The 21089-nt window shown below is 66.2% G+C and carries 15 protein-coding genes; 4 read left to right on the top strand and 11 right to left on the bottom strand.

Annotated features, from left to right (window positions below; all coding sequences use genetic code 11):
- Positions 1 to 263: 263 nt before the first annotated feature.
- Positions 264 to 836, bottom strand: a complete 573-nt coding sequence (locus OPIT5_07980) for an NUDIX hydrolase (GenBank protein AHF90173.1) — start codon at positions 834 to 836, stop codon at positions 264 to 266.
- A 62-nt stretch (positions 837 to 898) separates the two neighbouring features.
- Between OPIT5_07980 and OPIT5_07975 the strand changes: the two genes are divergently transcribed.
- Positions 899 to 1372 (top strand): hypothetical protein, encoded by a 474-nt coding sequence (locus tag OPIT5_07975; GenBank protein AHF90172.1) that lies wholly within the window; start codon positions 899 to 901, stop codon positions 1370 to 1372.
- A gap of 36 nt (positions 1373 to 1408) precedes the next feature.
- On the opposite strand, the gene OPIT5_07970 is transcribed toward OPIT5_07975, so the two are convergent.
- Positions 1409 to 2443: a LacI family transcriptional regulator gene (locus OPIT5_07970; GenBank protein ID AHF90171.1), complete on the bottom strand. Its 1035-nt coding sequence runs from the start codon at positions 2441 to 2443 to the stop codon at positions 1409 to 1411.
- Between the two features lie 103 nt (positions 2444 to 2546).
- On the opposite strand from OPIT5_07970, the gene OPIT5_07965 reads away from it, so the two are divergent.
- The 3 genes from OPIT5_07965 to OPIT5_07955 all read left to right on the top strand — a co-directional run bounded on the left by OPIT5_07965 (position 2547) and on the right by OPIT5_07955 (position 8701).
- Positions 2547 to 3434: a hypothetical protein gene (locus OPIT5_07965; GenBank protein ID AHF90170.1), complete on the top strand. Its 888-nt coding sequence runs from the start codon at positions 2547 to 2549 to the stop codon at positions 3432 to 3434.
- A gap of 86 nt (positions 3435 to 3520) precedes the next feature.
- Positions 3521 to 4321 (top strand): hypothetical protein, encoded by an 801-nt coding sequence (locus OPIT5_07960; protein ID AHF90169.1) that lies wholly within the window; start codon positions 3521 to 3523, stop codon positions 4319 to 4321.
- Positions 4322 to 4372: 51 nt separating this feature from the next.
- Positions 4373 to 8701, top strand: coding sequence for a hypothetical protein (locus OPIT5_07955; protein ID AHF94182.1), 4329 nt, complete (start codon positions 4373 to 4375; stop codon positions 8699 to 8701).
- 24 nt (positions 8702 to 8725) lie between these two features.
- Here the strand turns inward: OPIT5_07955 and OPIT5_07950 are convergent, their stop codons facing one another.
- The 9 genes from OPIT5_07950 to OPIT5_07910 all read right to left on the bottom strand — a co-directional run bounded on the left by OPIT5_07950 (position 8726) and on the right by OPIT5_07910 (position 20960).
- Positions 8726 to 10516: a hypothetical protein gene (locus OPIT5_07950; protein ID AHF90168.1), complete on the bottom strand. Its 1791-nt coding sequence runs from the start codon at positions 10514 to 10516 to the stop codon at positions 8726 to 8728.
- 89 nt (positions 10517 to 10605) lie between these two features.
- Positions 10606 to 13209, bottom strand: coding sequence for a 3'-5' exoribonuclease (locus OPIT5_07945; GenBank protein AHF90167.1), 2604 nt, complete (start codon positions 13207 to 13209; stop codon positions 10606 to 10608).
- Between the two features lie 12 nt (positions 13210 to 13221).
- On the bottom strand, positions 13222 to 13341 hold the full coding sequence (locus OPIT5_07940) for a hypothetical protein (GenBank protein ID AHF94181.1): 120 nt from the start codon (positions 13339 to 13341) through the stop codon (positions 13222 to 13224).
- Positions 13342 to 13434: 93 nt separating this feature from the next.
- A complete protein-coding gene (locus tag OPIT5_07935; GenBank protein AHF90166.1) occupies positions 13435 to 14913 on the bottom strand; it encodes a hypothetical protein in 1479 nt (492 codons plus the stop codon).
- A gap of 73 nt (positions 14914 to 14986) precedes the next feature.
- Complete coding sequence (locus tag OPIT5_07930; protein ID AHF90165.1) at positions 14987 to 15430, bottom strand: biopolymer transporter ExbD; 444 nt, start codon at positions 15428 to 15430, stop codon at positions 14987 to 14989.
- Between the two features lie 204 nt (positions 15431 to 15634).
- On the bottom strand, positions 15635 to 16060 hold the full coding sequence (locus tag OPIT5_07925; protein ID AHF90164.1) for a biopolymer transporter ExbD: 426 nt from the start codon (positions 16058 to 16060) through the stop codon (positions 15635 to 15637).
- 79 nt (positions 16061 to 16139) lie between these two features.
- Positions 16140 to 16994, bottom strand: a complete 855-nt coding sequence (locus OPIT5_07920; GenBank protein AHF90163.1) for a biopolymer transporter — start codon at positions 16992 to 16994, stop codon at positions 16140 to 16142.
- A gap of 124 nt (positions 16995 to 17118) precedes the next feature.
- Positions 17119 to 18033: a hypothetical protein gene (locus OPIT5_07915; GenBank protein ID AHF90162.1), complete on the bottom strand. Its 915-nt coding sequence runs from the start codon at positions 18031 to 18033 to the stop codon at positions 17119 to 17121.
- The gene (locus OPIT5_07910) at positions 18030 to 20960 is read right to left on the bottom strand and encodes a hypothetical protein (protein ID AHF90161.1); all 2931 of its coding nucleotides are present in this window, start codon (positions 20958 to 20960) and stop codon (positions 18030 to 18032) included. Before OPIT5_07910 ends, OPIT5_07915 begins: the two co-directional genes overlap by 4 nt.
- Positions 20961 to 21089: the final 129 nt, after the last annotated feature.

The raw sequence follows: 21089 nt of genomic DNA, 5'->3' as shown, positions 1-21089 counted from the left end.
AAATCCTCCATTGCGCTTATAAGCGCGCGGGAGATTCCCGTCGGGCAGACGGGAATTTTGTGTTTTTTGTGGCCATCCCGGATTGAATCCGGAACGCATCCGCACCGAGCGAAATCATGCGCTTCCGTGCACGATTTTTCAGGGCAGCTTTACGAATGTAAAAATATTTATTTCCAATTGTTAATCAATTGATTGCATTTTATTAGCGGCCATTCGCGATAATTCGCGGTTGGTCTTGATGAACGGTCGGGTTTCAGCGGCCTTCAGCGTTCTTTAGCGGTTTCCCCTTCCTTCTCCCGCTCCCCCAGCAACCCCCACAGGTACAGGAACGAGCGGGCAAACGCCTTCGGGTTTTCGGCGACTTCGCGGGCGAGGTCTGCCGGCGTGATCCAGCGGCCGTCGTCGATTTCGGCCGGGTGCAGCGCGAACGGACCCTCGTGCTCCAGCCGGTAGACCCACACGAATTCCCAGCCCGTTTCCCGGCACGGGCCGGCGCGCAGCCAGCGCGGCGGCGCCTCCGCGACCCGCACACCGATCTCCTCGGCCAGTTCGCGCACGGCGGCGGTGTCGTAATCCTCGCCTGCATCGACGTGGCCCGAGCACGACGACGCCCAGCGCCCCGGCTCCGAATCCTTGGCCATCGAGCGCTTTTGCAGAAAAATCCGCCCCGCCCGGTCAAACACCAGCACGTGAATCGCGCGGTGCAGCAGGCGTTGCCGGTGAACCTCGCCGCGCGTTTCCTGGCGCACGACACAGTCCTGATCGTCAACGACATCGAACAGTTCATCGGCCCGCTGGGCCACGCCGGGGAAGGTGGTAGATGGGGAATCGCTCATGTTTTGATTGCCGCCTGACAGCGACCTGTCTGCCTTGGTGCCCTTAAATCCGTCCGAACGCCATGCCGAAAATCGAAGTCAACAAGGTTGCCGAAGTCCTCCAGAAGAACCAGGTCGATCCCGCCCTCCTGCGTCAGATACTCGAGGACATCAACCAGATTGCGCAGCCGGAGGTCGACGAGGACAAGCCGCCTCCGGTCAAGAAGCAGTGGTGCATCCTGATCAGCGATCCCGAGGGCACGCTCCCGGAAAACGACCTCACCGGCTGGGTGCTCCAGATCCCGGAAAACGAGAGCGTGCTCACGACGCAGGAGCGCATTCACAAGGCTGCCTACGAATTCAACACCACGAAGAAAGGCCGGATGCTCCCGGCCGAGACGATGGGCGATGCCATCGAGAATATCCCGGCCAAGCATTTCAAGGAGCAGCAGGTCTGGGTGAAATCGAAGACGCCCGTCCTCATGCTGCGCACGGATAACGAAATCCCGATGGAGAAATCCGACAAGGACACCCGCCGCCGCAAGGGCGACGTGTGACCGCGGTCCGGCTCCCGGACGTGTTGCCGTCATCGTCTATTCCGCCGGCCGCAGCGTCGCCCCCTCGACCCACGTTCCCCGGATGAGGATGCTCCGCGGATGCGCGGGCAGGCCGTGCTCGTTGTGGATGATCTGGTTGGCCACCAGTTCCGCCGCCATGCCGCCGATCACCTCGAAATTTTCCTCCACGCCGGAAAACCGGCTCGCCAGCGGACGGTTCACGCACACCAGGCCGACATCCTCCGGCACACGCACGCCCATCGCGTCGAGCCACTCCGTCTCCACGCCCGTCTGGCAAACCAGCGCATCCGGACGCACCCGCCGGAACCATCGCCGGAACTCTTCCGGCGGCGTCTCTCCCGGCCGCCCCAGAAACACCGGCACCGGCTGTCTCTCCCGGCCCTCCTCCAGCCCCTCCCTCAATTTGTATTGCCAATAAAATACCGGGCTGCGCCCGTACAGCGACAATCGCGGCAGCACCACCCCGATCCGCCGATAGCCGCGTTGCAGCAGTTGTCTGAACACGACATCGATCTGGTCCCGGTAATCGGTCGATACCCGGTGCGTTTCCACACAATGCCTCCAGGTGTAGGCCACCGTGGCCAGCGCATACCGCTCCCAGGACAGCCGCACCGGCGCCGTTCCGACCCTGGGCGCCGCCAGCACGATCCCCGCAAGACCGCGCGCGTCGAAAATGCGGTCCAGCTTGCGATCGCTCATCCCGGGAGCGCGCAGGTAAAAACACTCGGTGGCAAATCCCAGCTCCGCCGCCCGCGCCAGCATGCCGGCGTGCTGCCTCCGGTAGATCTCGCTCGTCGCCGCCAGCGACTCCGCCGCCGAGCGCGCGTCCATGAGGATGGCGATGCACCCCTTGGCCGCCGTCGGCCGCCCGGCGCGGATACGCGCCATCAGCGACGACACATAGGCGTTGGGCCGGTAACCGAGCCGCCGCGCCACCGCCTCCACCCGCCGCCGCGTCCGCTCCGGGATCGACGGATGCCCGCGCAACGCCAGCGACACGGTGGCCTGGTTGAGCCCGAGTTCGGCGGCGATGGCGCGCTGGTTCGACATGCTGGCTCATCGTGATGAGTTACGCCCGCGTTGCAAGCCGCCGGCCGGCCGCGCCCCAATCTCCCTCGCCCGGTTTTCCCGAACCTCGACAACCCGCATCATCATGAAAAACCTGTTCTCCGCTCTCCGTCTCCCCGCGCTCGTCACCCTGCTGGCCTGCCTGCTCGCTCCGCTCGCCTCCGCCGCGACCATCGTCGCCGATTTCACCGGCGGCCTCGGCACCACCGACGCCTCGCACCAGTTCACCGGCGCCGTCGGCGAGGGCTGGAAAACCGCCTGGAGCACCTCGCAGACCAACGCCACCGTCACCCCGGTCATCGGCGCCAACGACTGGCTCACCATCTCCGTCACCGCCGGCCCCGCTTCCGCCCGCCGCAGTTCGCTCAATCGCGCCTACTACAGCGGCGCCTCCGCCGTCATCGACGTCACCCGGGCCTACACGGTCAGCTTTTCCCTGACCTTCGACGACCTCACCGGCTTCACCTCCTCCGCCGACTATATCGGCATCTTCGACTCGCCCTCGCAGCAAACCGGCGTGGCGGTTGGCGGGACCACCAATTCATGGGCCTTCCAGATCACCGGCAACAGCAAGACCATCCAGTGGAACAACGGCAACCGGGACGGCGGCTCCGCCGCCTTTGTCTCCTCGGGCATCACGGTCGAGACCGGCAAGGTCTACACCTTCACCGTGGACGTCGATCCCGCCACGCTCAGCTACACCGCCTCCATCACGACCGATGGCAACCCGGTCTCCACGGTCACGTCCACGAGCCTCGGCTTTCGCTCCGCCGCCACCTCTCTTGGCGATACCGGGCGCTATTTTCACCTCAACACGCTCATGGACGGCCCGACCGATTCCTGGTCGTATTCCCTCGGCGGCGTGACCCTCTCGCAGATTCCCGAGCCGCGCGCGGCTGCGTTCCTCGGCGGACTTGGCACGCTCCTCGTTGCCGGTATCGTTCTCCGTCGCCGTCGCGTCATCCGTACCTGAATACATCCGTCTCCCGCCTCCCCGCCGTCCGCATGTCGCCCGGTCGGGGAAGCAAAACCGCCCGTCCCCGCCCCCGCCATCACGCCATGCCCCCGCTCCCCGCCAACCTGCCTCACAACCGTATCGCCGCCGCCGGTCGCTTCCATGGCCGGTGCGCCTTCACGCTCGTCGAATTGCTCACCGTCATCGCCATCATCGGTATCCTCGCCGCCATCACCATTCCCGTGACCGGCCGTGTCCGCGAATCCGTCCGCACCGCCAGCTGCGCCAGCAATCTCCGCCAGATCGCCGCCGCCGGCATTCTGTACGGACACGACAACCGCGACCTCCTCCCCGGCTATTACTGGTTCCGTCCCGACCCCGGCAAACCCGGCGGCCAGTCCGGCGGCATTGCCAGCTACCTGGGACTCGACGCCTACGACCCGACCAAAGACCAGCACGACACCATCATGACCTGCCCCACGGCCCAGAAAGTATGGCCTACCCATGACAAACTCTGGACCTATAACCGCACCTATTCGATCAACGGCTGGCTCCGCAGCGGCAACGACAACCAGGCCACACCCGAACCCTATCCGCCTCCGCACCGTTTTTCCGAACTCTCCCATCCCTCGCGCACCGCCTTCTTCATGGACTCCGTGCAGCACAACGCCTTCATCGCCGGACGCGGCCATTTCCACTACGTGGCCGCCCCTTCCTCCAAAACCGACGCCTCCCGGACCACCGCCGTCAACAAACTCCGCCTCGCCCCGTCCGCGCCCGATTTTCCCTACCTCCACGGCGGCAGCCGCATCAACATCGCCTTCGCCGACGGCCACGTCGAGGCCTTCACCCAAGCCCGACTCGACCCTCTTCTCGACGAAACCCTTTTCTGGCGCGGCCACTGACGCGCCACCACGGCAACCACGTCCGCGCATCCGGACGCTCCTCTCACTTTCATGACCAGAACCGACCGCCTCCCTCGCCACTGCATTGCCGCGTCCCTCGCGCTCGGCGCTCTCCTCCTTGCGACCGCGCTCCCCGGCGCGCCCGCACCGACAACCCGCGGCCAGGGCGTCACCGTCACTGCCACACCCGATGCCGGCGGCCAGATCCTCGCCTTCACCCCCGAAGCCTCCTCGCACGAGAAAGGTCTGCGGGGCGCCGCCGCCTTCCCGCTCCGGCCACTCGTGCCCACCACCGGCCCCACGGGTCCCTGGACGCTGACCTTCACCCTGCGCCTCGACGAGGATGCCGGTTTCGCCGCCGACGCCGGCAAGGACGTGCTCCACGTCTTCGACGCGCCCGCCTTCAACTACACGACCCACGCCCGCCAGACCTGGGGTTTTTCCATCCGCGAAAAACACCAGCTCGTCCTCTGGAACGGCGACGGCAAGGGCGGCGTGGCCGCCACCCGCACGCGCGTCGTTCTCCGTCCCGGCGCAACCACGACCTTTATCGTATCCGTCGATCCGGCACAGCGCCGGTGGGCGCTCTCGGTGCAAGCGCAGGGCGATGCGCAACCGGCGACTTTTTCCGGCCTCGGTTTCCGCTCCGGCGAATCCGCTCCCGGCGGCCTTCTCATGATCACCACGCTCCACGATCCCGAACCCTCCACCGGCGCGCCGCGTCCGCTGCGCCTCCACCTCGGCACGCCCGCCGTCACTCCCGGTGCCTCCGTGCCGGTCGCCGCCTCCGCCGCGAGCGGCAACTTCATCCGCAACGCCGGCTTTGCCAACGCCGGCCTGCTCGCCGACGCGCTCCTCTGGCACCGCATGCGCGACATCGGCTATCTCGCGCCCGCCGGCGACGCCTCCGTTCCGGTCCTCGATCCCGCGCCCGGCGAATCCCCCGCCATCCGCATTCCCGGCGGCTCCACCCTGAGCATTCCCGCCGAAGTCTGGGAAACCCTGCCCAAACCGCCGTGGACTTTCTCCGTGCGGATCAGGGCCGACCGTGACAACGCGCCGGCCCGCCTCGCCGTCGAGACCTACCGCCTCCACGACCGCGAGACCCACACCCGCGACATCCGCGCCGGGCGCGACTGGCAGCGTGTCGAAATCACCGTAAAGGACTCCCACCGCCACGTGCGCCGCCAGGGCCGCATCCAGGGGCCGCTCAATTTCCGGATCACCTCCCTCGATCCCACCACCACGCTCCGGATCGACAACCCTCAATGGGAACCGGGCGAGCGCGCCACCGCCTTCCGTCCTTCCGTGCGCGACGCACGCCGCCCCGCCGGCAGCTTCGTGCTGCTCACCGCGCCGCCCGGTTCCGGTTTCGCGCCGGTGCCGGTGCGCATGACCCGAAGCGGAGCCGGCCACGCTCCGCTTTTTGCTATCCTGCCCGGAGAAAACCCGCGTCGCCATGTGCCGCTTTCCCTCGGCGTGCCCTTCCCCGCCGGCGAATGGGACGGCACAGGGCCGGTCACGCTCGTCCGCGAAGGCGCGCCTGCCGACGCGCCCGCCATCCCGGTGCAGACCGAAATCCTCGCCCGCTGGCCCGGCGACGGCAGCGTGCAGTCGCTCGGCGTGATTTTCGAGGCCGACATGACCCCCGGCGAAAACCGCTGGCTGCTCGGTTACGGGCGCGGTCCGGAGAACCGGTCCGCCCCGGCTACTCCGTCCGGGCCGACCGCCGGTTCTTTCCAGGGCCGCATCACCTTCGCCGGCCTCGAAGCGCACATCGGCTCGCAGAGCGGAGCGCTCTGGGAGAGCATCCGCGACACCGCCACCGGCGTCACCGTTTTCGGGCAGGCGGTCATCGAAGCCACCGGAGCCGACGGCGCGTATTACAGTTCCCGTTACAGCCCGGAAATCGTCACCGGAATCGAGCAGGACGGCCCCGTGCGCATCACCGTCGCCAAACGCGGCCTCCTCGCCACGCAGGACGGAGAACATGCGCTTCTCCAGTTCATCTGCCGCCTGCATTTCTGGAAACACCAGCCCGGCCCCGACATCGAACTGACGCTCGTGAACAGCACCACGGCCAACGACACCGTCGCCCTGCGCGATGTCGCCTTCGTCACCCACGCATCCGGAATCAGCGCACGCACCCCCGTCACGCTTCCCTGGAGCGACGCTCCTCTCGGAGACACCGGCCTCGCCGCTCTCCAGTCCTTCAACCATGCTGCCGGCGAATGGTCCCGCGGCATCGTCCGCGACCGCCGCCTTGCCGACATCCGCGCCGGCGAACGTGGTCCGCTCTGGCTCAGCCTTCCGACCGCCGCCTCCTCCACGCTTTTCCTCGACGTCCGCAACGCCTGGCAACAGCACCCCGCCATGCTCGCCGCCGCCCCCGACGGCCGCCTCGCGGGCTACGTCTGGCCCGCAGCTCCCGTCATCGGCCTCGAATGGTCGCCCGGCCTCTCCGTCACCCGCGAATTCCGGCTCCGCGCGGTCTCCGGCCAATCCGGAATTTCTACCGAGGCGGCAGGCCGACAGCTTGACAATCTGAAATCTGAAACCGGCGGCGAAACCGTCCTCGCCCGTGTCGATCCCGGCTGGCTGGCGAAAACCGATATCCTCACGCCTCTCGCCCCCGCCGACGAAACCCGCCTCCCCTTCATCGAAAAGCGCCTTTCCTCGCCGGACGGCCTCGCCGGGCAATCTCCCGCCGTCATCGAAGAGAAACACTACTACGGACTCTTCGATTATGGCGACGCCGGCGGAGACGGAGGCTGGGCCAACCTGGAATCCTACCGCGACTACGCCGCCCTCCTCCGCGGCAGCCGCATGCGCACCGACGCGATCTTCCGTCAGGGCCTTGCCAGCGCCACGCACTACCGCGACGTGGATATCCAGCAGGTCACCGGCCGCACCATCACGCACAGCGTCAACCACACCATCGGCGGCCACGATTTCGGTCATGCCTGGCCCGAGGGCATCATGGCCCACTACCTGCTCACCGGCTCGCGCCGCACCCGCGAGGTCATCCACCAAAACCTCGCCACCCTGCTCGCGCTCCCGCCGGATGACAACGACATCTCGTATGGCCGCAACCTCGGCTTCTTCCTCATGACCCTTTCCCGTGCGTATCAGCTCACGGGTGACGTCCGTTATCGCGACCGGTTTGTCCGCCAGCTCGACCACGCCGAATCCGTCCTCGCCGACGCCGCCCGCAAGCGCCCCGAACTCATGCAGCTTACCCCGCAACCGCGCGACGGGTCGCTCTTTTACTGGCCCGCCAGCGGCATCGTCCCCTTCGCGCTCTGGTACGGGCTCGAAGGGCTCCTTCACATGCACGACCTCGCGGACGACGCTCCCGCGCTCAAGGCCCGCCTGCGCGCGCACATCGACCGTGAATTCCACATCGCTCTCGACCTCGACCGCACGTATCGATTCCACCTCGAACAACTCTGGCCCGGCCTGCCCGCCGAAGAGTCGTTCCCGCTCATGGTCACCGAATACGCCCACGGCCGCGGCGCGTTCCTGTTTCCCGTCGCCGCCGCTTACGCCCGGCTTTCCGGAGAGCGCCGCTGGGCCGGTTTCGCCCTCCGCGCCCTTTACGCCAACGCCATGATCAATGCCGAGCGGCCGGAAAACGTCCTCGGCGCGGCCATCCTTCCGCGCGGCCCGGCGGCGGCGGAGTTCGACGAGGCCCGGTTCGTCGATGAAACCCGCGATCTCCTCTGGCGCGCCGCCGCCGACACGCTGCCCAACGGCGATTTTGCGCACTACGAACCCTACGACGCGCTCCTCGCCCGCACCACCCGCACCGGTTACAAGCCGCGCTTCGCCACCCCGTGGCTCTACCCCTGCCACTGGCGGCTCGTGCAGGGCAAGGAATTGACCGCCACCGAGCTGATGAAACGCCGCCAGAAGATGGCGACGCTCGACACCGAAACCTTCCATGCCGCCGCGCCCGCCTTCCGCTTCGATCTCGATCGCGGCGATCCCTTCACGCAGCGCACCAGCCTGACCTCGGCCTTTTTCAGGCTGCCCGCCGGCCGCCATGTTTTTTCATGGTGGTTCCGGGAAGGCGACGGCGCCGCCCTCGCGCAGTGCTCGTTGTTCCTCTCCGACCTCGACGGCAATCGTCCGGTCCTGGATATCCGGATTCCGGATACGAGCGCCGGTCTGGAAATCCGGAACGGCACTCCGCTCCGGATCACCGGCAGCGCGCTCTCCGCGCCCGATGCCGCCGGCTGGCGCGAGGCGCGAGTAGAGTTCGACGCGCCCGCGCGCTTCATCGCCAGCGCCACCTTCATCGCCGAACTGCGAAAATCCCGCGGCAAGGCCAGACTCTGGCTCGACGACGTCACCGTGCATCCGGACGCAGAGTTGTGAACGACGGAAGGCGGACAGCGACCATCATGCTCCCGGAGGCCGGAGTAGCAGGGCCCGCATGCGGGCATCTTCATTGAGGGTGGCCGTGCCGGCGGCAAGCGCGGTGATCAGGATGTTGCGAGCGGCTTCGGTTTCACCGAGTTCGTAGCAACGCAAGGCGCAAGCGGCGGCCGTGTCGGGGGCATCGCTTTCGCCCAGCCAGTCGAAACCTCCCGCGAGGATGTCTGCCGGGTTGCGTTTGCCGGACAGCAGGTCGCGGGCGATGGACCATGTCTTTGACTTCGGGAGTTGGAGGTCGAGGAGAGCCCGGCGAGTACGTGCGACGGCCTCGGTCTCGCCCCGGTGGAGGGCGATCTCGTACAGCGCAATGCGCGCGACGGGTGTAGTGGTGCGATAGCGGTCAAAACGGTCGGCAATGTCGTGGGCGCGCTGCAAGTCGCGCAGGGCAAGGCTGACATGGCATTGCTCGGCGAGGGTTACGAAGGTGGGGATTTCGCGGAAGGAAAGCGCGAGGTTCACCGCACCATCACAGACGGCATAGTTGTCGGCGTCGCCATGACTCAGGTAATACCGGGTCAACCAGCGATTGGCGCCACCGGCGCCGCCGAGGCTCTCGTAACGTTCGAGCGCCTCGCCCGAGCGTCCCTGCAGTTCCAGTTGGTCGATGGCATCGAGTTCGGCGCGCAGGCCGGACTTGCGCAACATTTCCCCATAAAAGGCTCGCCCGCCAATTTCGGGAAAACGGAAGGGCGGACCTATTTCGCCCAGCAATTGGCGGACGCGCGGCCAGTCTTCCATGCGCCCGGCGACCTGACAGAATCGTGACAGGTTTTCGATCCGGTCTCCGGAGGCGCCGGCCAGGAGCGCCTCGAAGCCGCGGACGATGCGCTTGTAGTCCGGCGAATGATACGGAACAAAATTCTCGTCATCCGTGTTGGACGCCGTGGCGAGCAGGCAGGCGTAAAGGATGTCGCCGGAGCGGCCGTCAGCGAAGGCCTTGTCCACCCTGGCTGCGGCGGTCTCGGCGTAACGAGTGAGATCCCCGCGACGGCCATGCCAGCGGGGCAGCAGATAGTGCGCGACAAGGCTGCAGGCTGGATAAAAACCGGGCTCTTCGGCAGCGAGTGTGTCCAGGATGCGCCGGGCCTCCGGGAACGTCGAACCGTCCGGTCCCAGAATACGCGCGGCGAGATAGCGTCCGTAGAAGGAGGTTTTCACCGCGCCGCTGTTTTCGCCTGCGTCGTTATCCGTGCCGCGGAGGATGGCGAGCGCCTTGTCGCGTCGTTCGTGGAACAGCTTCCATTGCCCGGCGCTGACCTCGGAGGCGTAATCGGTGCCGCGCGCCTTCCAGGCGTAGTTGTTGTAATACTCGGCGAGGGCGAGCCGTGCGGCGACGGATTGAGGACGCGCCGCACACCAGGCCTCGATGGCCTGCCTGTGCCGGGTCCACTCTGCCTCCGGGTTGTTGCGCCGGACTTCCACGCCTTCGAAATACACCATGATGCCGGGCCATCGGTCCTCGATGCGAAACGGCCCTGCTGCCAGGCGTGTGTAAAGCTCCTCAAGCGCGTCGTAATCGCCCGCGTTCAAGTAGTGCCGCAAGAGCAGGCCGGGGGATCGGGTGATTGCGGCGGGCGTTGCCGCTTCGACGGGCGTCGTTGCGGTTGCGGTCGCCGTTGGTGTTGCCGATGGCGGCGATGACGTACCATCGGTTTTTTTGGCCTCCCGGTATTGGTTGAAGAGCACGAAACCGAGGATGCACAGGAGGAGAAGGAGCAGGATGACGCGAGACCCGGAACCGCGATGTTTTTGCATGAGGGAAATGGGATTACGTGATCCCATACATTCCCGTTGATGCAGGAAGACAAGGTGATTTCCGCCGGTGGTCTGCCGGGCGGTGGACCTCAGGCCGGCGCCGGCTTGAAATCGATCAGGCGCTTGAAGCGGTCGACCTTGGCGACGTGGACGTCGATTTTGTCGCCGAGCGCGAAGCGGCGTTTGCTCCGCTTGCCGGCCAGCGCGCTGCCGTCGGGGGTGGGCTGGTAATAATCGTCGCCGCCGGCGGACAACTCCGACGCCGGGATGAAACCGAAGGTCATCGACTCGGCCAGTTCGATGAAGAGGCCGTGCGGGCGTACTTCGGTGATGATCGCCGCGAAGCGCGTGGGCGTGCGCTTGTGCAGCTCGCGCTCGAAAAACTCGACGAGCTTCACCTTCACGCTCTCGCGCTCCGCCTCCTGCGAGTTGGTTTCGGTGAGGCTGAGGTGTTCGCCGATTTCGGCCATCTGCGAGGCGGAGTAGCGGAATTTTTTCCCGGTGCTCGCGGCGGCGGTTTTGCCAGCGGGGTTGCCGGGCTGGTCGAGAAAGTTTTCCAGCACGCGATGGACGACGAGATCGGAGTAGCGGCGGATGGGCGACGTGAAGTGCGTGTAGTCCTTTTTCGCCAGGCCGAAATGGCCGTCGGGCGTGGAGCGGTAGCACGCTTTTTTCAGGCTGCGCAGGAGCTGCGTGCGCAGGAGGTGGCCCTGCGGATGCTGGTCGAGCGCGGTGATGACTTTTGACAGTTCGGAGCGTTTGGTGAGGTCACCCGCCTTGATGCCGGCGGTGGCGATGGTGTCGCGGAACTCGCCGAGCTTTTCCGCGTCGGGATCGTCGTGGACGCGGTAGAGCGAGGCCAGGCGCTTGCCGCGCGTGAGGCGGGCCACGGCCTCGTTGGCGGCGAGCATGAACTCCTCGATGAGCTGGTGGCTTTCGTCGTTCTCGATCTTTTCGAGGCGGTCGGCGTAGCCCTGCTCGTCCACGAAGACCTTGGTCTCGGGCATGTCGAGATCGAGCGAGCCGTTGCGCATGCGCGAACGGCGCAGGTGCGAGGCGATATCCCAGAGCTGGCGTATCCACGTTTGCAGGTCGCGCAGTTCGGCGTCCTTGAGCGAGGAGAGGGCGCGGCCGGTGGAGCCGGTCTGGTGTTTGGGCGGCAACGGCAGGGCGCGGACGGCGGCGAGGTCTTTTTCGAAGAGGAGCGCGTAGGCCTGGCGATAGGTGAGGCGCTTGCGGCTGCGGATCACGGCGCTGGCGAAAGCGGTGTCCACGAGGCGGCGCTTCGCGTCGAAGGTCAGTTGTACGGTCTTGACGAGGCGGTCCTGCGCCTCGACGAGCGAGCAGAGGCCGTTGGAGAGTTTTTCCGGCAGCATCGGGATGACCGCGCCGACGAGGTAGGTGGAGTTGCCGCGCTTGCGGGCCTCGTTGTCGAGCGCAGTGCCGGGTTTGACGTAGTGGGAGACGTCGGCGATGTGGATGCCGATGCGGGTGCGGCCGCCGTCGAGGTGTTCGATGGAGAGCGCGTCGTCGAAATCCTTGGCGTCGTCGGGGTCGATGGTGAAGGTCGGGATGTCGCGGTAATCGAGGCGACCGGTGATGTCGGCGGAGCGGACCTTGTCGGGCAGGCCGGCGACCTCGCGCTGGACGGCGTCGGGGAAGGCGGGTTCGAGGTTGTACTTGCGAAGGATGGCGGTGAACTCCGCGCCGGGTTCGAAGGTCTTGCCGAGGCGCTCGATGATCTCGCCTTCGAGGATGGCGTGGCGGTTGGTCCACTCGCGGAGCCTGACGACCACCTTGTCGCCGACTTCGGGGACGATGGCGGCGGCGTTCGCCGCCGGTTTGGAATTCAGGGTCTGGAGTTCAGGGTTTGTGGGGTTTGCGGGATTGGCAGAAAATGGTGCCGCACCGGGTGCGGCGCCGCGCGGAACGGGTTTGAAAATGGGGCGGGCGTTTTTGGCGGGCGTGGCGGCGGCTTTGGCCTTGGCGTTTTTTTTGCCGGCGGCCTGCGAGCTTGCGCCCGCAGCTACGGGTGCCACTGCGGCGAAGGCGGGGGTTTTTATAGGGTCGGGAACAGCGACCTCGTGCTGGAAACGCGGATCGTCGGGCTGCACGTAATAGCTGGAACGGACGCGGCGGAGCGTGCCGATCATGGTGGCGCTGCCGCGCTCGACGATGTTGACGACGCGGCCGCGCAGTTCGTTCTCGCGGGCGGCGTCTTTGGCGGACTGCTGTCCGCGTTGCTGGCGCGGGCGGGCGGCGCGGGCCGGGCGGGGGCGGTTGAGGCGGACTTCGACGGTGTCGCCGGGAAGCGCGGTGCCGGTGTCGTCGTAACCGATCTGGACCGGTTCGATTGTGGAACGGGCGGGCGGCTGGCCATCGGGGCCGGGGACGGCGCGCGGAAAGAAAATGGCGGAGCCGCCGGCGCGGAACTGGATGCGGCCGACGAGCACATCGGCATCGCCACCGCCGGTGCGGCCACTGCGGCCGGAAGAGCCGGCGCGGGCGGGCGGGGCGATGCGGTCGCCGGCGATGATCTGTGCGTCGCCGCGCGAAAGGAGGCTGCGAAGGGCGTGGCGGAAGTTTCCGCGTTGTTTGCGGTCCACGCCGATCTCGCGGGCGAGCCGGGCTTCGTTAACAGGTTGGTAATCGGGCCTGGCAAGGCGGGCGAGGATGAGGTCGTGGAAATTCATGAAGACTCGGGTTCAGGCCCGGATGCGAAAAAAGAGGCGGGCGCGGAAAATGAAAGTGGCCGGAAACAAGGCAGAGGCAAAGACGTGTTTTGGCAAATTGCCATCCGGAAGCGCGCGGGACGTCCGCGCCACACGGAGCGGCGGTCTCCAGACCGCTGGACGACGCGTAGCGTCGCACGGTTCGTACGGTCCGGAGGCGAGGCGCGTTGCGCCTCGTCGCATCGGTCAGCGTTTCGCGGCCTCCTCGGCGGCGCGGCGCTTGATTTCCTCGAGGCGCTTGGTCGTGAGCAGTTCGAAACGACCGCTGTTGCGACTGGCCACCTTGCCGAGGTTTTCCATCTGGTCCTTCGGCTCCTGGCCGGGGCCGACGAAAAGGAAGATGTTGATCGCCGCCTTCTTTGGCACGAGCGCATTTTGCAGGCGGGAAACGTGGTTGTAGACTTCGGTGAAGGGCACGCGGTCCCACGGATCGTTGTTGATCCAAGGGACGGGTTTGCCGTCCTTGGTTTCCCAGCCCGTGGTGTCGAGCTTGATGCTGTAGCCGAGTTTTTTGAGTTCGGCCTGGAAGTCTTTCTCGAAAATGCGCTCGTTGTAGCGGACGACGAGCGGCGGTTTGCCCTGGGCAACGAGCTTTTTGTTGATTTCGTCGAGCTCCTGTCTGGCCTTGGCGAAAGCGCGGCTGCGCGCAGCCATCGCCGCCTTGTAGTCGGTGACGCCCTCTTTTTTGAGCGCCTCCACGCGCTCGTCGTAGGCCTTCTTGCGGCGGGCGATCTCGGCGTCGGAGGCGCGGCGGCGAAGGCTGCCCTGGCTGCCGGTGATAATATAGACGGTGTCGGGCTGCATCTCGAGGGCGAGGTGCAGGGCGCGCGTCCAGTCGGGTATCTGGAGCTTGTCGTCGAGGCCGGCATTGGGGAGCGGCTTGGGCGTCCAGCGTCGCGGGTTGGAGATGGAGCTGACTCCCGTACGGTTGGCGCTGGTGTTGATGGGTGCGAGCCAGGCGAAGAACTCCTCCTTGCCGGCGACATTGGCCGGCATGAGTTCGGTGCGGAAAGGCGCAACGCGCCCGGGATTGCCCCAGTTGCCGTTTTCGAACAGGACGACGCCGAACTCGGCCGACGGCGGCATGGTGCCGACGAGCTGCATGATCTGCTCGCGGATGATGTTGAAGGCCAGAAAACCGCCCTTGCGGATATCCATCAGGTCGGTGCCGATATCGATCACGAAGGCGATTTTCTGCACGTTCTGGCTGGTCATGCCGAGGAACGACATCGACATGAAACCGCGCCCGCCGAGGTTGGTGGAGCCGACTCCGCCCATGCCGCCGCCCGTGCCGACGCCGATGCCGGCCGCGCCGCCGAAACCGCCGAAGCCGCCCGCGCCCATCGAGGGCAGCGCCGGCATCTCGGGCAACTGGAGCGCGCCCTCGGCGGTGGAATAAATGCGGTTGGCCGAGACCGGGTTGGAACTGCTGGAGGAGGCGCTGCTCTTGCGCGCGACCTGCAGGCGATGCTCGATCTGTTTCTGCGCGGTGGACTCGGTGGCGGCGGCCGCCTCGAATTTTTTCTTCGGTTTCAGTATCTGTTCCTGCACGACAAACGCGCCGGCCACGATGATCAGGATGACGTGCACAATCACCGTGACCAGCAGCGGCACGCTGCTCGTGAGGCGTTCGTAGAGGGTCTTTTTGGCGCGAGGGGACGACATCGGGGATTTCGGATTTTCGATTGGACGGAGAGGAGGGGAGGGCAGGCTGGCGTTGTTTTGCGCTCCGCAGTGGTCAGAATTCGTCGGCGGCGGTGAAGGTGACGTTGGTGATGCCGGCGACGGCGAGGGCGTTGAGCACGTCGATGGTGCGGTAATAGGGCGAGTCGGGGTGGCTGATGAGCGTGACCACGACCTTGCTCTTCGCGGCGTCGCTCGACTCCTTGAGACGGATGAGCGTGGCGGTGAGCTGCGGCATCTCGTGGCTGGCGGCGTTGTCGTAGGTCTCGTCGTTGAGGGAGACTTCGCCGCCGTCGTCGATTTGCAGGATTTGCTCGTCCACGAATTCGGCCGACTCGCTCGCCACCGACACGCCGGGAAGTTTGGTCTGCAGGATCTGCTCGATGCGGATCTGCGCGGCCAGCGCCATGAAGAAGACGAGGATCACGAACACCACGTCGATCATCGGTGCGATCTGGAAGCCGACATCGGGATTGGCGCTTTTTATCGGAGGACGCATGGGGAAAGGGCTGAAGGCCGAAGAGAAGTTCTAAAAATACATTTTTTCACCACTAATGCCCACTAATGGACACTAATGAAGGAACCTGATTAAAATATAACCGGATGATATTGAGCCGGTTTTCATCCGAATCATTATGAGTGCCCATGAGTGTGCATGAGTGGTTAACTTGATTGAAAAGAGTCAATTTCCGGAGGTTCCCTTTCATCGGTTCAGGGTGGCGAAGGTGACGTCGACGATGCCGGCCTTGGCGACGGTTTCGATGACCTGGTTGATGTAGGACACGGGGGTCTCGGCGTCGGCGCGGATGAGGACGCGGACTTTCGGGTCGGCCTTGAGGTGGCGGGCGAGACGCGGGACAATCGTCTCGAAATTGACCGGCTCCTCCTCGTACGTGATCCGCGCCATGTGCTCGCCGGGCTTCCACGCGATGTTGAAGACGAGTTCGCCTTCGGAATCCTCCTTCTTGTTGGCGTCGGGCGCGACGGGAACGTTGATCGAGGGATCGTAACGACTGACAGCCGTCGTCGCGATGCTCATGAAGAAGATGAGCAACACGAGAAGGACGTCGATCATGGGGGCGATCTGGAATTCGGGCTCGCCGTCGCCGCCGCCTGCATTGCCGGCCATGGTGGTCTGGAGTTTAGGGTTTGGAGTTCAGAGTTCGGAGTTGGGTGTCCCCGGGGGGACCCCGTCGGTCCGGTGGCCTTCAGGCCGTGGGTTCGGGAGCCGGAGCGGCCTGCCCGTCGCCGGGGTGAGCCTCCGCGGTGTGTTCTTCGTGATGCTCCGCCTGGGGGCGGAGCCAGTTGGGGACGCCCGCATAGGTCTCGCCGCCGGTAAACTCGACGTGTTCGAGGTGTTCGTAGGGGAATTTGCGGAAGAGGTCGGTCGCCGCGATGGAGAGGTCGTGGATGATGTGCGAGACGCGGTTGCGAAGCAGGTAATAGAAAATGAACGCGGGGATGGCGACGGCCAGACCGGAGGCGGTGGCGTGGAGCACGTGACCGATGGCGCCGGAGAGTTTTGAGGGATCGGCCGCGCCCGCCTGGCCCATGGAGGCGAAGGCCTGGATCATGCCGATGACCGTGCCGGTGAGGCCGATCATGGGCGCGATGACGCCAATCACGGAGAGGTAGGCGATGCGGTTCTGGTAGTTGGTGTTTTCGCCGACGATGGCGATGGCCATGGCGTCTTCGGCGGCCTGCTTGCCGCTGGGCGAATGCTTCAGGCCCGCGTTGACAACGTTGGCGAGCGGCGACGGGTTTTCCGCGCTCCAGGCGAAGGCTTCGTGGTAAGCGCCGTCACGAAATTGCTGTTGCAGGGTGGAGACCGCGACCGGCCGGATGCACTGCTTGCGGGCCGTCTTCAGGTACAGGTCGATGACCAGGTAAACGATGACCGCGGAACAGATCCACAAGGGAAGGATGAAGGGAGCGCTGAGTTCCTCGAGGAGGGACTTGGTCTTGACGGTCTCGGTCGCTGCCGTGGCGGCGGCCGACTGCGCGAAGGCGGCAAGCGGAGCCAGGGCGGAGAGCGCGGTGGCGATGATGCGGGGGAGGGTCATAGGAATTAAGAATTAATAATTAAGAATTAGAGATCAGGGGAGCGGGTGGTTGCGTTGTGTGCGTACGGAGACGGGGAGGCGGGAGATGATGTGAGCAGGTTTTCATTTTTCATTCTTCATTATCTCACAGTCCGGATTCGGCTTTGGCGGCGGTGGCTTGCGGGCTGTTGGGGTAGGTGTCGATGAGGTCGAGGTACGCGCGTTCGGCGCGGTCGGGGTCGCCGTAGCCTTTGTAGGCGCGGGCGCTGCCGAGGAGGGCGGCGGGCATGAGCTCATCCCAGGTGCCGAAGAGGGCGGGGATGCGCAGGTAACATTCGAGCGCGTCCTCGAACGCCTGGCGTTTGAGCGCGAGGTCGCCGCGGAGCAGCCAGGCGCGGACCTTCACGCCGGCAGGGGCGTCGCGGACGATTTCGTTGAGCATGGCCGTGGCGAGTTCGGGCTGGCCGGCGCGGATGTCGAGTTCGGCCAGGGCGAGTTGCGCCTCGCCGATGGCGTCGGGATCGGCCGCGGTGGTCATGAGTTCGCGGGCGGCGGTGCGGATGCGCGCCGGAGCTTCGGCGGCGGCCTTTGGATCGACCTTGAGGTCGGGGGGAAGGAGGAGGGCGCGGAGACGAAGCACGGCGGCTTCGGTCCACCAGGAGCCGGGGGTTTTCGGGAACAGCGCAAACCGGCGATAGACCGGTTCGATCTTGTGGAGCGCCTGGGCGGACTTGCCGGCTGCGACCAGCGCGGCGGTCTCGGCGATTTCGGGCGGCTCGGGGAAATCGAGCCGGGCGATGTTGGCGAAGTCGTAACGGCGTTCGGCGGCGCCTCCGGCGATCTTCTGCACGAGCCCGCCGACATCGACGGTCACGCTGGCGGCGTTTACCGCCGTGCCGTCTTTCATGATGTAGCGCTGGGCCTGCGCGGCGGGGAGGGCGACGAAGGCGGCGAGGAACGCGAGGGCGGGCGCGAGCGTGGAGAGGAGGGAGCCTGTGGGGCGCACGGGGCTTGTGGAGCCCATGAAACGCGAAGGGAGTGAAACGGGGCGGGTCTTCATGACTGCGGGGCGCTGGCGGCGGCGGACGTGGCCGGGAGCCGGAGTTCGAGAGAGGCGAGGCGTTCGCGGGCGGTCGCGGCCTCGGGGAGATCGGCGATGCGTTTGTCGCGGAGCATCTCGTAAAGCGTATTCACCGCTTCCTGTGTCTGGCCGAGTTTTTCAAACGCCTCGGAGCCGGCGAGGTAGGACCGGGCGACCCAGGGAACGAATTTTTTGTAGGAAATGTACACGCGCTGGAACCGGGCCTGCGCCTGGGCGAGATCTTCGGGCGTGCCGCGTTTCAGGAAAATCTGGCCGAGGGAATAAACGCTTTCGGCCGTGGCCTCGCCGCGCCAGGAACGGTTGCCGGCGATTTGTTCGAAGAGGTCCCGGGCCTCTTCGAGGCGGTTGAGGAGAAGCAGGGCGCGGGCGCGGCCGAGGGTGGCGTCGAGAAGCTTGAAACGGGCGCCGGCGAGATCGATGGCGTTGTTGAATTGTTGCAGGGCGTCCTCGCCGTTGCCGGCGCGAAGGGCGAGCTGGCCGAGGCCGGCGTAGCCGAAGTCGGCAAAGATGGATTTCGGGTAGGCGGCGACGATCCGGGTATAGCAGGCGCGGGCGAGATCGAGGTCGCCTTTGGCGAGGAGGTGGTCGCCGAGCTTGCCGAGGATGCCGGGAGGAAGGGTGTCGACGGGGTAGAGGGCGGCGATGCGGTCGAGCAGCTCGCCCTGGCGGCGGGGGTTTTTGCGGAAGCTGGCGATTTCGGCTTCGACGAAGAGCGCGCGGGCCTGGGCGGTGGGCGACTGGCGGGCGTCGCCGGCGAGGAGCAGGGTGTCCACGCGTTTGAAGAGCTCGTCGAGCGTGGGCGCGGGCGGGCGGGGCTGGCCGGCGACGGCGCGGGGCGGGCGGGCGAGCATGGCGGCGAACTCGACGAGGAGGCGTTCCACGGAGTCGCGCGCAGGGTCCTTGATATAGCGTCGCGCGATTTCGGATACGCGGGCGAGGGCCTGGTCGGTGCGGCCGAGGCGGGAATTGAGCCGGGCGATCCAGTAGGCGGCGTTGATGACGAACGGGTGGTCGGGGTGCTCGCGGGCGAAGTTTTCCCAGACGGCGATGGCGGATTCGTAGTCGCGCGTGGTCTGGTAGAGCCGGGTCAGCTCGTCGAGGACGTAGCCGATCTGGTCGTCGGAGAGAGGCAGATCGAGCGCGCTGCGATAGGCGGTGATGGCGTCGTCGGTGCGGCCGAGCGCGGCCAGGATGTCGCCCTGGAGGGAGGCGACTTCGCCGCGCTGCGGGTTGCCGGGAGGGAAGTCGGCGAGCCAGGCTTCGGTGCGCCGGAGCGCGGATTCGTAGTTTTGCTGGCCGTAATCGGTGGCGGCGAGGCGGTAGCGGGCGTCGGGGACGAACCGGCCGTCGGGGTATTTCGCGAGATAGGTTTCGATCTGCCTGGCGGAGTCGACGATCTTGCCGTCGGCGAGCGCGGCCATCGCGCCGAGGTAGGTGGCGTCCTCGATGAATTTGCCGGACGGATACTGCGCGAGATAATCGCGGCAGGTGTCGCCGGCTTCGCCGAAGCGGCCGGCGGTGAAGAGGGCGTTGGCCTTCATCAGCGCCATCGGTTCGGCGAGTTCGGACCCGGCGAAGCGGCGGGTGGCGGTGTTGAGAAAGTCGAGTTGCGTGGAGAGGAGCTTGCGCTCGCCGGCGGCGAGGGCGGCCAGGTAGAGCGCCTGCGCGCCGTATTGGCTGTTGGGATACGCGTTGAGGAAGCGTTCGGCGGCCTGGTTGGTTTTTTCGAACCGGCCGGCGTCGGAACAGGCGCGGACGAGGCCGAACCAGGCGTTTTCGGCTTCGGGAGCGGTCGGGTAGCGCTTGATGAGGTCCTCGAAAACGAGGGCGGCCTCCCAGGCGCCGCCGCGTTGCTGGAAGGCGGTGCCGAGTCGGAAGAGGAGGGTGGCGTCGTAGTTGGAGAGTTTCTCGATCTCGGCGGTGGCGGCCTTGATCTGGTCGAGCCGGGCCTGGGCGCGGCGGACGGAGTCGATCTGCGAGGCGTCGGCGCGGGTGAGGGATTTGGCGCGCTCGATTTCGGTCTCGAGGCGGCGGGTACGCAGGGCCTGCTGGCGGAGCAACTCGGCCTTGTCGAGAACGGTGCGGTAGGCGGTGAGGGCGCCGGCGGCATCGCTGGCGTTGAGCAGGGCGTCGCCGAGCTGGAGGCTGAGGATGTTGAGGCCGGAGAGGTTGTCGACCTGGGCGAGATCGGTGCGCAGGAGGGTGAGGCCGCTGCGGGCGTCGGCGAGCCGGTTTTGCTGGATGCGCAGCGAGATGAGCGAGAGGGCGGCGTCGGCCCAGTCGCGGTCGCGCGGGGCGGTCGAGAGGAGGCGCGTGTAGGCATCGGCGGCGGTATCGAGCTGGCCGGCCTGCTGCGCGGACATGGCGCCGTAGAGCAGGGCCTTGTCGCGGTGCGACATGGATTGCTCGGCGGCGCGGAAAACGGGGATGGCCTCGGCGTACTTTTTCTGGAGAGCCAGCGAGAGGCCGAGGACCATGCGGGCCTCGCCCTGCATGGCGAGGCTGACATCGCGGGTCTTGAGAAGCTCTTCGGCGACGGTGACGGCGCGGGGGAAATTCTGCGTCTGGAAGTGGACCGTGGCGGCGGTGAGCCGGAGGCGGTTGAGATCCACGCCGGCTGGCATCTTTTCCCCGTCGGCGGCGCGCTGGAGCACGCGGTCGAGGAGCATGGCGGCGGTGGCGACGTCGCGATTGTTGATGGAGGTTTCCACCTCGGCCAGAATCTGGGGGACCGGAATCTGCGGGATATTGACCTTGGCGGCGGGAGCTTGCTGGGCGGGCGAAGAGACGGGCGTCACGGTCAGCAGGACAGCCGCAAGGAGCGCGGCCGGGGTGGCGACGCTCCGCAGCAGACTGGCTCGGGGACGTGGGGGACGGGCAGGCATGTGAGGGGGAAAACGAGCAAAAGGCATGTTTTGCCCGGGCGCGTCAATCCCGGAGACGGCAATCGTTCCCCCGGAGCAAGCCGGCGAGCAACAAACAGCAAACAATGCGCAAAAACCCGTCCGGACAGG

It is taken from the genome of Opitutaceae bacterium TAV5 (genome assembly GCA_000242935.3).
In the GTDB taxonomy this organism is placed as follows: Bacteria; Verrucomicrobiota; Verrucomicrobiia; order Opitutales; family Opitutaceae; genus Geminisphaera.
The sequence above is the reverse complement of the archived record's forward strand: the minus strand, read 5'-3'. Positions and strand labels throughout refer to the sequence as shown.